Annotated in this window: 15 protein-coding genes; 7 read left to right on the forward strand and 8 right to left on the reverse strand. The window is 61.3% G+C overall.

Annotated features, from left to right (window positions below):
- Window positions 1–80: 80 nt before the first annotated feature.
- Complete coding sequence (locus ACVHNU_RS13985; protein ID WP_338802421.1) at window positions 81–1,400, reverse strand: Nramp family divalent metal transporter; 1,320 nt, start codon at window positions 1,398–1,400, stop codon at window positions 81–83.
- 71 nt (window positions 1,401–1,471) lie between these two features.
- Window positions 1,472–2,008, reverse strand: a complete 537-nt coding sequence (locus ACVHNU_RS13990; protein WP_473020031.1) for a chalcone isomerase family protein — start codon at window positions 2,006–2,008, stop codon at window positions 1,472–1,474.
- 131 nt (window positions 2,009–2,139) lie between these two features.
- Between ACVHNU_RS13990 and ACVHNU_RS13995 the strand changes: the two genes are divergently transcribed.
- Window positions 2,140–2,934 carry a hypothetical protein gene (locus ACVHNU_RS13995; RefSeq protein WP_045122539.1) on the forward strand — a complete coding sequence of 265 codons (795 nt, stop codon included), beginning with the start codon at window positions 2,140–2,142 and terminating at the stop codon, window positions 2,932–2,934.
- A gap of 75 nt (window positions 2,935–3,009) precedes the next feature.
- The gene (locus ACVHNU_RS14000) at window positions 3,010–3,576 is read left to right on the forward strand and encodes a DcrB/PsbP domain-containing protein (RefSeq protein ID WP_027611648.1); all 567 of its coding nucleotides are present in this window, start codon (window positions 3,010–3,012) and stop codon (window positions 3,574–3,576) included.
- 3 nt (window positions 3,577–3,579) lie between these two features.
- On the opposite strand, the gene ACVHNU_RS14005 is transcribed toward ACVHNU_RS14000, so the two are convergent.
- From ACVHNU_RS14005 to ACVHNU_RS14020, 4 genes are all read right to left on the reverse strand, one after another.
- Window positions 3,580–4,296 (reverse strand): alpha/beta hydrolase, encoded by a 717-nt coding sequence (locus ACVHNU_RS14005; protein WP_103521481.1) that lies wholly within the window; start codon window positions 4,294–4,296, stop codon window positions 3,580–3,582.
- Between the two features lie 175 nt (window positions 4,297–4,471).
- Window positions 4,472–5,584: a succinylglutamate desuccinylase/aspartoacylase family protein gene (locus ACVHNU_RS14010; RefSeq protein WP_473020032.1), complete on the reverse strand. Its 1,113-nt coding sequence runs from the start codon at window positions 5,582–5,584 to the stop codon at window positions 4,472–4,474.
- 203 nt (window positions 5,585–5,787) lie between these two features.
- Entirely contained in the window at window positions 5,788–6,567 is a 780-nt protein-coding gene (locus ACVHNU_RS14015; protein ID WP_473020033.1) for an ABC transporter substrate-binding protein, read from the reverse strand.
- A gap of 326 nt (window positions 6,568–6,893) precedes the next feature.
- On the reverse strand, window positions 6,894–7,322 hold the full coding sequence (locus ACVHNU_RS14020) for a rhodanese-like domain-containing protein (protein WP_473020034.1): 429 nt from the start codon (window positions 7,320–7,322) through the stop codon (window positions 6,894–6,896).
- Window positions 7,323–7,424: 102 nt separating this feature from the next.
- Here ACVHNU_RS14020 and ftrA point away from each other — a divergent pair, with 102 nt between their 5' ends.
- Window positions 7,425–8,399: a transcriptional regulator FtrA gene (gene ftrA, locus ACVHNU_RS14025; RefSeq protein WP_103485100.1), complete on the forward strand. Its 975-nt coding sequence runs from the start codon at window positions 7,425–7,427 to the stop codon at window positions 8,397–8,399.
- Between the two features lie 93 nt (window positions 8,400–8,492).
- Here ftrA and cobF read toward each other — a convergent pair whose 3' ends face one another.
- A complete protein-coding gene (gene cobF / locus ACVHNU_RS14030) occupies window positions 8,493–9,263 on the reverse strand; it encodes a precorrin-6A synthase (deacetylating) (RefSeq protein WP_473020035.1) in 771 nt (256 codons plus the stop codon).
- Window positions 9,263–9,853: a histidine phosphatase family protein gene (locus ACVHNU_RS14035; protein WP_473020074.1), complete on the reverse strand. Its 591-nt coding sequence runs from the start codon at window positions 9,851–9,853 to the stop codon at window positions 9,263–9,265. Before ACVHNU_RS14035 ends, cobF begins: the two co-directional genes overlap by 1 nt.
- A 313-nt stretch (window positions 9,854–10,166) precedes the next feature.
- Here ACVHNU_RS14035 and ACVHNU_RS14040 point away from each other — a divergent pair, with 313 nt between their 5' ends.
- Genes ACVHNU_RS14040 through ACVHNU_RS14055 form a run of 4 tightly spaced genes read left to right on the forward strand, consistent with a single transcriptional unit; the run spans window position 10,167 to window position 13,732 of the window.
- Window positions 10,167–11,021, forward strand: a complete 855-nt coding sequence (locus ACVHNU_RS14040; RefSeq protein ID WP_045122540.1) for a MurR/RpiR family transcriptional regulator — start codon at window positions 10,167–10,169, stop codon at window positions 11,019–11,021.
- A 2-nt stretch (window positions 11,022–11,023) separates the two neighbouring features.
- The gene (locus ACVHNU_RS14045) at window positions 11,024–11,668 is read left to right on the forward strand and encodes a cysteine hydrolase family protein (RefSeq protein WP_003226202.1); all 645 of its coding nucleotides are present in this window, start codon (window positions 11,024–11,026) and stop codon (window positions 11,666–11,668) included.
- A complete protein-coding gene (locus ACVHNU_RS14050; protein ID WP_103521477.1) occupies window positions 11,665–12,996 on the forward strand; it encodes a type I glutamate--ammonia ligase in 1,332 nt (443 codons plus the stop codon). Before ACVHNU_RS14045 ends, ACVHNU_RS14050 begins: the two co-directional genes overlap by 4 nt.
- Window positions 12,980–13,732 (forward strand): N-formylglutamate amidohydrolase, encoded by a 753-nt coding sequence (locus ACVHNU_RS14055; RefSeq protein WP_338802429.1) that lies wholly within the window; start codon window positions 12,980–12,982, stop codon window positions 13,730–13,732. The genes ACVHNU_RS14050 and ACVHNU_RS14055 overlap by 17 nt, the downstream gene beginning before the upstream one ends.
- The last annotated feature ends 43 nt before the right edge of the window (window positions 13,733–13,775 follow it).

Raw genomic sequence — 13,775 nt, forward strand, 5'->3', positions numbered from 1 at the left:
CTCCCACAGGGGAATGCATTCCAAGGTGGGAGCGGGCTTGCTCGCGAAGGGGCCAGCTCAGGCTACAGATAAACCAGGGCTCACACCGCCATCTGCAAAATCAACCAGGCATTCGCCCCACTGATCACCGCAAACAAGCCCCACGCCAGCACCCGGGTCGGCAGTCTATTCACAAACGGCCCCATCAGCTGTTTGTCGCTGGTCATGCGAATCAGCGGGTACAGCGCAAATGGCAGTTGCAGGCTGAGCACCACCTGACTCAACACCAGCAATTTGCCCACCGCGTTATCCCCCATCAGCCACACGCCGATGAACGCCGGGATCAGTGCCAGTCCGCGAGTGATCAAACGCCGCTGCCAGCAGGGAATCCGCAGGTTCAGATAACCCTCCATGATCACCTGTCCGGCGATGGTCCCGGTGAACGTCGAACTCTGCCCCGACGCCAGCAATGCGACGCCGAACAGCACACTGGCCAGCGCGCCGCCGACCAGCGGGTCGAGCAGGTGGTAGGCGTCCTGGATGTCGACCACGTCGGAATGCCCTGACTGGTGAAACGCAGCCGCCGCCAGTATCAGAATCGCCGCGTTGACCAGCAGCGCCAGTGCCAATGAACCGATGGTGTCGATGCGTGCCAGGTTCACCGCGTCCTGCTTGCTCGCCAGGTCCTGGCCGATCATCCGCGTCTGCACGATCGAGGTGTGCAGGTAGAGGTTGTGCGGCATTACCGTGGCGCCGAGGATGCCGATCGCCAGATACAGCGGTGCGGCATCGCTGATCGCCGAAAGCGACGGTTTGAAGCCAGCGAACACGTCTGGCCAGTAGGGTTTGATCAGTACCAGTTCAACGAAGAAACACACGCCGATGGTCGCCACCAGCACCAGCATGATCGCCTCCAGCCGACGGAAGCCACGGTTCTGCAGGGCCAGTACCAGCAGCGTGTCGAAGGCTGTCAGGGCGATGCCGAAGGTCAGCGAACAGCCGAGCAACAAGTGGAATGCCAGGGCGCAACCGAGCACTTCGGCCAGATCGGTGGCGATGATCGAGATTTCCGCCAGCACCCATTGCAGGCGTGCGGCCGGCGTGCTGTAGCGCTCGCGGGACAGCTGCGCCAGATCGCGACCGGTGGCAATCCCCAGGCGCGAACACAAGCACTGCACGACCATCCCCGCCAGACTCGCCAGCAGCACCACAAACAGCAAACTGTAACCAAAACGCGAACCGGCCTCGATGGCTGTCGCCCAGTTGCCCGGGTCCATGTAGCCGATCGACACCAGCAATCCGGGACCGGCAAAACGCAGCGCACGTTTGAAAAACGAGGCGCGGGGATCGACTTCCACACTGCCGGCCACTTCCGGCGGGCAGAACGGCGCAGTGGCAATTTTGGGTAAGCTGAATTTCACGCACACATCCAGAAACAAGTTCGAAAGACGCAGCTTAGAGGTTTCAGTCAGCGCCTTGAAGAACAAAAACTCTATCGGCTCATCCCCAACAGTTGCTCGCGCAGTTCGGGGTTACGGGTACGCGGATCAAGCCAAATGTTGAAAAACGCCCGGGCAAACTGCGGATCATCGATTTCATGCTGCAACTGCTGACCGACAAAAAACCGTGCGCCCTGCCCTGGCAGATACACGCCTGTAATCCGCGTGCCAGCCTGCACATCGACGAACGATTGCTCCATTTGCCCTTGCCACGCGGCCAGTTGTGCCGGACTGACTCCCGAGCCGGCCAGCCGTTTGATTTCATCGACACTGGCCTGCACCAGATCGTCACGGGAGATCTTGCGCCGATAGATCAGCTCCAGAGCGAAGGGTTGTTCGGTCGACAACGGGCGTGCCGCGCTCCACAACCGAGCGTTGTAGACGTCGAAACCGAACACACTGAAATCCCCGGTGCCGATGATTTGCGCGCCGGGCACGGCGTCCTGCCAATTGGCCCAGATCGGGGTGAGTAACAACGCCCACAAGCCGATGCCACAGCACCCACGCAGCAACTTTGATGGTTTGCTCATCGCGGTATCGACTCCGGTAAACCCTGATCTTTAGAGCATAGCGGATATCACCCGCAGACTTTGTATACAAAAACTGTCGATCAATGCGCCAATCGGTTACCTTGGCCACTTCCTTCCCCGAGGCCTCCCGCGTGCTGATTCTCAAATTACTGCTGATCCCCGGATTTCTGCTGCTGATTTCCCTCGCCGGCAAGCGCTGGGGGCCGAGCGTGGCCGGTTGGCTGTCGGGGTTGCCGGTGGTGGTCGGGCCGATTCTGTTCTTCCTCGCCATCGAACAGGGGCCGCAGTTTGCTGCGCAATCGGCGGTCGCAGCGCTGTCAGCGATGTTCGCCATGATCGCCTTCTGCATCACCTACGCGCAGGTGGCGCAGCGGGCGAACTGGCCGTGGGCGCTGACGGTTTCGCTGTCGGTGTGGGCGGGACTGGCGCTGGTTTTGTCGCTGATTCCGCCATCGCTGCCGTTCTCGATCGCTGCGGCGGCGATTGCCCTGTTGGCGGCGCCGCACCTGTTTCCCGACGTGCAACCGGTGCTGAATGGCCCGGCGCCGAAGTCGGACAAACTGATCTGGCGCATGATTGCCGGCGCGGCGCTGACGCTGCTGGTGACGATGCTCGCGAGTACCGTGGGTGAGCGCTGGAGCGGCCTGCTCGCAGTGTTCCCGGTGCTCGGCAGTGTGATGGCGGTGTTCTCGCAGCAGACCCGCGGCCCGGCATTTACTGCGGCATTGCTGCGGGCGACGGCGATCGGCATGTACTCGTTCTCGGCATTTTGCCTGGTGTCGGCGCTGACCCTGCCAAGCCTGGGCCTCAGCGGATTCATCGCCGGTGTCGCGGTGTCGGTGGCCATGCTCGGCGTCACTCGCAAGTTGCTGGCTCGACAGGTCCCGGCAAAGGCCAACCACCCCAAGGCTGACGCAAACGCCTGACAAACCGCGCTGGAATGCCAGGCATGCTCCGTGGGATCATCGCCGCCCTGGCGCGACCATCCCTCGGAGATTCACATGTCATTGCTCAGCAAGAAAGCCGTCGTCCTGTTGCTGGCGGCGGTCGCCGGTTTCGGCGCCCTCAACGCCCAGGCAGCCAAGCCCAAGGAAAAAGCCTCGACCAACAACGTGTCGATGCTCGACGGCAAGTTCACCTTCGTCCTGCCCAAAGGCTTCACCGCCGACCCGCTGCCGGCCGGGCCAACCGGTGCCAAGGGCACGATGTACACCAATCAGGCGACCAAGACTGTGGTCATCGCCGCCGAAAACCAGATCGCCGGTGGCGCCAGCGTCAAGGACAACGACAACGAATTTCTCGATGGCAGCCTGGCGAGTTTCATTGATGATCAACGCAAGGCTCTGCCGGATTTCAACAAGCTCAGTGAAAAAAGCCTGACCCAGAAAAGCAGCGGCCTCGGTGTGCGTCAGGTCGACAGCACCGCCACTCAGGGCGGCGGCCAGACACTCAACACCACGCTGCTCGCCGCCTCCGGCAAGCGCATGGCGCTGGTCCAGGTGATTTCCCGGGCCAGCGACAAGAGCGGTCACGATGCGCTGGTGAAAACCATCCTCAAGGACAAGTGATCGTCACGGATTGAGCTGCTGCAGCCAGGCATTCAAGTCGCGCAGCTCGGCCGCGCTGATGCTGTGGCCGACGCCGGGATAGGCGTGAAACTCGGGTGTGTAGGCGAGTTTTTGCAGCAGCGCATTGGCCGCGGTGCCGTCGCGGTACGGCACCCGATCATCGGCGGTACCGTGGCCGATGAAGATCTTCAGCGGCAACGGTTGTTGCTGCGCCTTGAGCTCGGTTTTCAATACCGGCAACAGCCGTCCGCTCAACGCCGCGATGCCACCGACCGCTACGGGCGGACGCAAGCCCACTTCGTAGGTCATCATCGCGCCCTGGCTGAAGCCGATCAGGTACACCTTGTCCGGGCTGGCGTGATATTTCTGCGCCGCCTGCGCGATAAAATCCCGCAACTTCTGGCCGCTGGCCTTCAGGTCATCGGTCTCGCCGTTGTAGGCACCTTCGCCTTTCTTGCGAAACCACTGGAAACGCCCTTCGCCCAACGCCAACGGCGCCTGCACCGACAGGTAGTTGTACTGCGCCGGCAGCTGAAACTTCATACCGATCAGATCGGCTTCGTTACTGCCGTAGCCGTGCAGGAAAATCACCAGTGGCCGAGTGTCAGCGTCCGGGTGAACCTGTTCGATGTACTTCAGTGGCAAGTCGCTTTGCAGCGTGGTTTGCGCATGGACGGCGCTGGACGCCAGGAGGGTTAACAGGGCAAACGCCTTCAACATAAAGCCTTCCTTCACAAAGTGTCGGGTTCGTCGGTGGAGCCTAACAGGCTTAACCTGCCTCACCCAGACCTGTAGGAGCTGCCGCAGGCTGCGATCTTTTGACTTTGACTTTTAAAAGCAAGATCAAAAGATCGCAGCCTTCGGCAGCTCCTACAGGGGTGGGTGAGGTCTGGATTCAGTCGTTGATCAGTTTGCCCACCCGAATCGGTTCGCGCCCCGCCACCTTGGCCTGCCAGATCCCCGGCTGGGTGTAACGCCCGCGATCAATCGCAAACAGCACGCCGCTGGTGCCGGCGCGCACGGTAGTCAGCCGGTCATTCAACGGATCCACCACCTCGAACAGCGCGTCGCCCTTCTCGACCCATTCCCCGGCATTGCGCAGGAAGCTGACCACGCCATGGTGTGGCGCGAACAGGTATTCGGTGCCTTCGAACGGCATGCCTTCGCAGCACTCGGACGGTGCCGCCGGCCATTCGCCGCTGATGAAGCCCTGCTCGGCGAGAAAGCCGAAAATCGCTTCGCAATTGGCCTGGGCCTGATCGACCCGCGTGTCGCCCATGCTGCCCAGTTCCAGGGTGGTGGCAAGGTTCGCCGGGGGAATCGCCGCGTTCGGGAACGCCCGCGCCAGGCGCAGCCACGGCGACGAGCACGATTCGTCGAACGAACTGCCACCGGAGTCTTCACACAACAGCGCAACGCCAGCCTTCAGTCGCGCCGCCAGCGATTGCCAGCGCGGCCAGTGTTGGGGCAGCGCGTAGATGTGAATCGCCGCTTCAAAATCGCAATGCAGATCAAGAGTGATGTCAGCGTCGCAGGCATGGCGCAGCAACAAGCGGTGCAGTGCTTCCAGTTGCGAGGCCGGGGCTGGCAGCTCATCGAGCACCTGCCCCATGGTCTGGCGGATCAAGGCGATGTTGGCCACGGCATCGCTGCCCAGTTGCTCGCCGATTCGCGCCGCCACCGGCGCGCTGAGTTCAACAAACGAGCGGTTGAAATTCTTCCCGCTGCCCAGCTCGAAGCGGCCCATGTGGCTGCCCTGCAGGTGCTGGTCGAGGCCGATCGGATTGGCTACCGGCACCAGCTCGATCACGCCTTGCAAACGACCCTGCTGTTCCAGCTCGTTGAGGCGTTGCTTGAGTTCCCATGCGGTGCGCATGCCCGGCAGTTCGTCGGCGTGCAGACTGGCCTGGATGTACACCTTGCGAGTGCCCGCGCCGTAACTGAAGACACTGAGGGAACGTTCGCTGCCCAAGTGGCTCCAGGGCAGAACATGGTCGATGCGTTGCATGGGTAACTCCTGAAAATTGAATCGGCGAAAATCCCCTGTGGGAGCGGGCTTGCTCGCGAAGGCGGTGTATCAATCAATGATTATGTTGAATGTTATACCGCCTTCGCGAGCAAGCCCGCTCCCACAGGGGGTCTTTGTCTTCAGGGAAAGAGCACAAAAAAAGTGGCCACCGCGCAAACGGGGCCACTTTTTTCTACAGCGTATTAATGACCGTACACGTCAAAGTCGAAATACTTGTCCTGGACTTTCTTGTACTCGCCATTGGCGCGAATTTCGGTGATGGCCTTGTTGAATTTCTCGGCCAGTTCGGTATCGCCCTTGCGTACGGCAATCCCGGCACCGCCGCCGAAGTACTTGTCGTCTTCGTAGGTCGGGCCGACGAATTCGAAGCCTTTACCGGCGTCGGTCTTCAGGAAACCGTCGCTGAGGTTGACCGAGTCCGCCAGCATCGCGTCGAGACGGCCGGATTTCATGTCCAGGTTGGCTTCCTGTTGCGAGCCATAGCGCACCACTTCAAACCCGGCGTCCTTGGCCATGTCGGTGGCATAGCGGTCGTGGGTACTGGCGCGCAGCACGCCGACTTTCTTGCCCTTGAGCTCGGTCAGCGGGTCTTTGACACCGGAGCCTTCCTTCATCACGAAGCGCGCCGGGGTGTGGTAGTACTTGATGGTGAAATCGACGTTTTTCTTGCGGTCGTCAGTGATGGTCATCGAGGACAGGATCGCGTCGATCTTCTTCACTTTGAGTGCCGGGATCAGGCCATCGAACTCCTGCTCGACCCACACGCATTTGACGTCCATCTGTTTGCACAGGGCATCGCCGATATCGACGTCGAACCCGGTGAGTTTGCCATCAGCGGTTTTCATCGAGAATGGCGGGTAAGCGGCTTCGATCCCCAGACGAATCGGTTTGGCGTCTTCGGCCACAGCGGTCAGGGACAACATCGACAGTGCCAGGGCACCGAACATCACTAGCTTTTTCATTTATTACTCCTGTGTGCGGAGGCTTTTATTGGCAGCTTTCGATAGAACGTTCGGTCATGGCTTTTTGAAAGCAAAAACCGAAGTGGCCGGCAGTCTATGGCGACGCGCACAGGGCAAATTGTGTTTAAGCGACAAATACTTACAGAAAATCGGCGCCACCGTTGACCGGGATCAACGGTGCGCCGACATGGTGCAAAGGCTGTAGGACAAACCCTCGAAAAGGGTACCTATTACTCATGTAGGAGCTGCCGAAGGCTGCGATCTTTTGCTCTTGTTCTTAAAAAAAGTCAAAAGATCGCAGCCTGCGGCAGCTCCTACAAAAGCATTCAGCATTCGCAGGCGATGGGGGTTTTGGCGGGTTGTTCGACGCTCAGCGAAAAGCCTTCATCCAGCCATCCGGTCACGCCGCCGATCATCTCCTTGACCGGGTAACCCAACGCCGCCAGTTTCACCGCTGCCTTGTTGGCGCCGTTGCAGTGCGGGCCGGCGCAATAGACCACGAACAACGTGTTCTTCGAGTACTGCGCCAGGCCTTCTACGGTCAGCAAACGTGTCGGGAAATTGATGGCGCCCGGCACATGACCGCGCTCGAACGCCAACGGTCCGCGCACATCGACCAGGACAAAATCGACTTCGCCGGCCTCTTGGCTGCTGAAGACGTCGGAACAATCGGTCTCGAAGGTCAGACGGTTGCTGAAATGCATCAAGGCAATCGCTGACGGTGCGGCAGGAATTTCGCGAACCAGGCTGGTCATGCTGTTTAGCTCCTACATCTGTTGGGGTGTGAACAGACTTTATCGGGCCAGCACTTGGCGCTACAGTGGCGGGCAAGACACTCACCGGGAATTTTCCGCCAAATGCCAAATTCACCTGGATTGGTCGCGATTCTGGCCTACGACGGCCTCTGCACGTTCGAGTTCGGCATCGCCGTGGAGATTTTTGGCCTGGCCCGGCCTGAGTTCGATTTCCCGTGGTACGAGCATCGCATCGTCGCCGTCGACCAAGGGCCGATGCGCGCCATGGGCGGGATTCAGGTACTGGCCGACGGCGGCCTGGAACTACTGGCACAGGCGCGCACCATTATTATTCCCGGTTGGCGTGACCGTGATGCCGAGGTGCCGCCGGCCCTGATCGACGCCTTGCGACAGGCCTACACCCAAGGTGCGCGGCTGCTGTCGATCTGCTCCGGGGTGTTTGTGCTGGCCGCCAGTGGCTTGCTCGACGGCCGCGGCGCGACCACACACTGGCGCTACACCGATGAACTGGCGCGGCGCTTCCCGGCGATTGCGGTGGATCCGGATGTGCTCTACGTCGACTCCGGCCAGTTGATTACCTCGGCGGGCAGCGCCGCCGGGATCGATGCGTGCCTGCATCTGGTGACACGGGATTTCGGTACCCAGGTCGCCAACGCGGTGGCCCGGCGTCTGGTGATGTCGCCACAACGCACTGGCGGTCAGGCACAGTTCATCCCCACGCCGGTCAGCCCGACGCCACGCAACGACTTGTCGCGGGTGATGCAGTGGGCCCGCGAGCGCCTGCACCAACCACTGGAAGTTCGCGATCTGGCCAGCGAAGCGGCGATGAGCGAGCGCACTTTTCTGCGGCGTTTCACCGAGGCCAGCGGGCAATCGCCCAAGGCGTGGCTGCAACACGAGCGACTGGCCCGGGCGCGGGAGCTGCTGGAAAGCACCGTGCACAACACCGAGCAGATCGCCCAGCGCTGCGGTTATCGCTCGGTGGAAAGTTTTCGCGTGGCGTTTCGCAGCGTGGTCGGGGTGCCGCCGTCGGTGTATCGGGAGCGGTTTGGGCGTGGGGTCACAGCCATTTCCTGATGGTGATCTTGAGGACGCTATCGCGAGCAGGCTCACTCCTACAGGGGTAAGCATTCCAAATGCAGGCCTTCGCCTGCTCGCGATGAGGCCGGATCATTCACCCGAGATTTCCGACTTGCGCAACAGATAGGTATCCATGATCCACCCATGCTCAGCCCGGGCAGCCTTGCGCACCCGCTCGATCTCGGCCGCCACATCCTTGAGCTTGCCACTGATCAGAATTTCATCCGGTGTGCCGAGGTAGGCCCCCCAATAAATCTCTGTCTGCTGATCCGCCACATGGCGGTAGGAATCTTCCGCATCGAGCATCACCACCAGACTGTCGGTGTCGCTGACCTGCCCCGCCGCCAGCCGCCGGCCAGTGGTGATTTCGATTGACCGGCCAATGCTGTTCAACGGCACCTTATGTTGCGCGGCCAGCGCCTGAACACTGGTAATCCCGGGGATCACTTCAAACTCGAAAGCACAGCGGCCCGACGCGAGAATCGCCTGCAGGATACGAATGGTGCTGTCGTACAGCGCCGGGTCGCCCCACACGAGGAATCCGCCGCACTGCTCGTCAGCCAATTCTTCATTGATCAGTCGTTCGAAGGTTTCTTGCTTGGCGCGATTCAGATCATCGACCGCGCGGGTGTAGTCCACGTCGCCGCGCGCGCGCTCGGGGCTGTGGGATTCGACGAAGCGATACGCAGGATCGGTGATGTAACGCGCACAGATATCGCGACGCAGATCGATCAGTTTGTCCTTGCTCTGGCCTTTATCCATCAGAAAGAACACGTCCACCTGATTCAGCGCCTTCACCGCCTGCATCGTGATGTAGTCGGGATTGCCGGCGCCGATGCCGATGACCAGCAGTCGTTTCATCAAAGTGCTCCCGCAAGATCGATACCCGGCAAGCGTAGCCGCCAGATGCCGTTGAAGCGCAGCTCAACCACTGACAGCGGTTCAACATCAACGGCGTTGAACGCGGCGCCCTGCATGACCTGCATCAATGCAGCGCGCACCACGAACGGATGGGTGATGGCGACGATGTGCCCCGGCATTCCTTGCAGGCTGGTCAGCCACCGCGCCACGCGTTCGCCCAATTGCATTACCGACTCGCCACCATGGGGTGCCGCCCGTGGATCACTGATCCACGCCTGCAAGGCGTCAGCCTCGTGCACTTGCAGATCCTTGATCGCTTGCCCGTGCCAGCGCCCCCAATCGCAATCACGCAGCGCTTCGTCCACTTGCGGCGCCGCACCGAACCATTCGGCCGTCTGCCGGGTGCGCAACTCCGGCCCGCACAACAAAAGGCTGGGATTAGCGAATTGTGTCGCCAGCGCACCAAGCTTCAAAGGCTGATTTTCAACAGGTTCGTTCGTAGGAAAACGCGCCAATTTCTGTGCGACGGTTCGAGCATGGCAAATCAAAGTCAAACGGGTGGATAGCACAGCACTGCACTCGATGAACATCAGGTAAATCGGCGGCAAGCGGCCGGTCTTGCGGTAATTGTGCCGTAAACCGGGCCGTTCAGGGGGCCTTGCAAGCTTGCCGTCCAACACACTGAAAGAGAAAAAACGGCAATGTCTGACACACCAATGGGCAATGGACTACAAGGGCCGTCGTCATCCGTGTAGGCCTTGTGGCACAGGGGTCTGACGTTATTTAAACGCTGAATCGCTACCGTTAAAAATTCACTAGACATGTAACCTGAGTTACATAAATACTGTTTTAACGGATTATGAAACGAATTCAACACCCCCCCCTCATCCAGCAGGAGCCCGGATGCCCCCTCTCAGAGACTTGATCACCGATCCCGGCCTGGAGCTGACGCCGTCTGAGCGCAAAGTGATTCGCGCCCTGCTCGACCAGTATCCACGCAACGGCCTGGGTCCGATGGCGCGTCTGGCCGAGCACGCTGGCGTCAGCGATCCGACCATCGTGCGGCTGGTGAAGAAGCTCGGATTCGGTGGTTACGCCGAGTTTCAGGACGCCCTGCTCAGCGACATGGACCACCGTCTGCGTTCGCCGCGCACCCTGTTGCAGCCGCGTTCGCACCTGAACAAGGACGATGCCTGGGGCCATTATCTGGCCGACAGCCAGCGTCTGCTGGTGGAAACCCAAGCCCTGACGCAACCCGAAGACGTGCGCATTCTGCTCGACTGGCTGCTCGACACCCGGCACCAGATCTACTGCTTCGGCGGGCGCTTCAGCAGCCTGATGGCCAACTATCTGCTCAACCACTTGCGGCTGCTTCGACCCGGCTGTTTTGCCCTGGAAGACAACGCACAACTGCCCGACCGCCTGTTCGATCTGCAACGCCAGGACGTGGTGCTGCTATTTGATTACCGGCGCTATCAGTCCCAGGCCCTGCGGGTGGCCTCGGCGGCGAAGAACAACAACGCGCGGGTGGTGCTGTTCACCGACATCTATGCCTCGCCGCTGCGTGAACTGGCTGACCTGATCATCAGCGCCCCGGTGGAATCGGCCTCACCGTTCGACACCATGGTGCCGGCGCTGGCCCAGGTCGAGGCGCTGATTGCCTGCCTGACCCTGCGCACCCCCGATCTGGCCGATCGCCTGGAAGGCATCGACGCCCTGCGCAACGACTTCAACACCCACCTGCTGGAGGATAAATAAGGATGTTCAGCCTTCCCCACCGCTCGCCGCGGGACTTGCCGTTTGTCACCGACCACACCGCGTTGTTGCTGGTGGACATGCAGCGTGCCTGGCTCGAACCGCAGTACGACCCGCACCTGAACGGCCCGGAAGCCGAATATTTCCTGACCCGCGCGCACATGCAGGTGGTGCCCAACCAGCGCCGTTTGCTCAGCGCCTTTCGCGAAGCGCGGCAGAACGTGCTGCACACGATTATCGAGAGCCTGACCGCCGACGGTCGCGACCGCTCGCTGGATCACAAACTGTCAGACATGCACCTGCCCAAGGGCAGCACCCAGGCGCGGATCATCGACGACCTGACGCCAGTGGAAAACGAGATCGTGTTGCCGAAAACCTCCTCCGGGGTGTTCAACTCGACCAACATCGATTACGTCCTGCGCAACCTCGAAACCCGCCACCTGATCATCGCCGGCATCGTCACTGACCAGTGCGTCGACATGGCTGTACGCGATGCCGCCGACCGCGGTTATCTGGTGACACTGGTCGAAGACGCCTGCGCCACCTACACCCCGGCGCGGCATGACGCCTGCCTCAACGCGATCAAGGGTTACTGCTGGATCACCGACACACAAACCGTGCTCGGCCGCTTGCAGGAGATGCGCCCATGAGCGAGCGCCTGACGCCGTTGCCGATGACCACCATCGTCACCACCGACCTGATTGGCATCACCCGTGGCCGCTCGTTTCCCACCGATCAACTGGAGCATTATCACGCCGCCGGTTGCGGCTGGGTGCCGGCCAACAGTGCATTGACGCCCCAGGACATCATCGCCTCGACCAACCCATGGGGCGCCTATGGTGATTTGCGGTTGATCCCGGATCTGAGCAGCCGCGTCACCGTCGGCAACGGCCCGGACGCCGCGGCCCCAGCGCTGGACTTCATCCACGGCGACATTCGCGAGACCGATGGCCGCCCGTGGAGCGCCTGTCCGCGCACGTTGTTGCGCGATGAAATCGAGCGCTATCGCGACAACCTCGGCTTGCAGGTCAACGCCGCGTTCGAACACGAATTCAACCTGCATGCCGGCTTTGCCGAGCATCTGGCGTTTTCCCTCGAAGCCCAGCGTCAGGGCGCCGAATTCGGCGGCTGGCTGCTCAGCGCCCTGCGCGCCGGCGGTGTCGAGCCAGAGATGTTCCTGCCCGAATACGGCAAGCACCAATACGAAATCACCTGCCGCCCGACGCTCGGTGTGGCAGCGGCGGATCGTGCGGTGAACGTGCGTGAGATCACTCGCGAAATCGCCCGGCAAATGGGCGTCGACGTCAGTTTCGCGCCGAAAACCAAGGCCGACGCGGTGTGCAACGGCGTGCACCTGCACGTCAGCCTGCTCGACCTGCAAGGTCTGCCGCTGCTTTACGACGCCGGCACCAGCAACGGTCTGTCGACCCTCGGCCAGCATTGGGCCGCGGGCATCCTGCATTACCTGCCAGCGCTGTGTGCGTTCACCGCGCCGACGCCGGTTTCGTATGAACGCTTGCAGCCGCATCACTGGAGCGCGTCCTATGCGTGTCTGGGACAGCAGAACCGTGAAGCGGCGTTGCGCATTTGTCCGACCGTGAGCCTGGGCGGAAAATCCGTGGCGGCACAGTACAACCTGGAGTTCCGCGCCATGGACGCTACCGCCTCGCCGCATCTGGCGATGGCCGCGCTGCTGATTGCCGGACGCCTGGGCATCGAACAGCGCCTGGCGCTGAACGCGATCACCGATGACATTCCCGATTCACTCAACGACGAGCAACGCAAGGCCCGGGGCATCGTTGCCCTGCCCGCCTCGCTGGCGCAGGCGCTGGATTGCCTGCGTGACAGTGCCGCCTTCAATCAATGGCTGCCCAAGCCGTTGCTCGACACTTACCACGCCCTTAAAACCGAGGAACTGGCGCTGACGGAACAGCTCTCGCCCGCTGACCTGTGTGAGCACTATGCACGCCTGTACTGAATCCGCCGAGCAGGGGTTGTACACCCGCCCGGTCTACAACCTGAGCCGCGAAGATTCATCGTATCCGTTGATCCTGGTGTGTGAGCACGCCAGCCGCTACATCCCCGAGGCCCTGAGCAATCTGGGCCTGGACGATGCAGCCGCGCGCGAGCACATCGCCTGGGACATCGGCGCACTGCAACTGGCTGAAAAGCTCTCGGAGAGACTCGGCGCGACGCTGTTGAGCGCCAACTATTCACGGCTGCTGATCGACCTCAATCGGCCCCGGCATGCCCCCGACAGCATTCCGGCGCAGAGCGAGATTTATCAGGTACCTGGCAACCGCGACCTGGACGAAGCCACTCGCGAGTACCGGCGCCAGAGCTTGTTCAAACCGTTTCACGCCCGGCTGCAGACCCTGATCGACCAACGCGTCGCACAAGGCCAAGCGGTACGGGTGGTAGGGATTCACAGTTTTACCCCGGTGTATTACGGCCAGCCGCGGCCGCTGGAAGTCGGCGTGCTGTTCGGTCAGGCCAAAACGTACGCCCAGCGGGTGATCGATGGCCTCGGCCAGCACCCGCTGAAAGTCGCGGGCAACCAGCCGTACCGGATTGATCCGCTGGGTGACATGACCGTGCCGGTGCATGGCGATGCCCGAGGACTGGAATCGGTGTTGATCGAGGTGCGCAACGATCTGCTGCGCACCCCGGAAGCGGTATCGCTGTGGGCCGAACGCCTGGCACCGCTGCTGTAAAGACTGCTGACGCTGTAAACGATGGACCGATATAACAACTAAA

Source organism: Pseudomonas sp. Ors-4-3C (genome assembly GCF_055755035.1).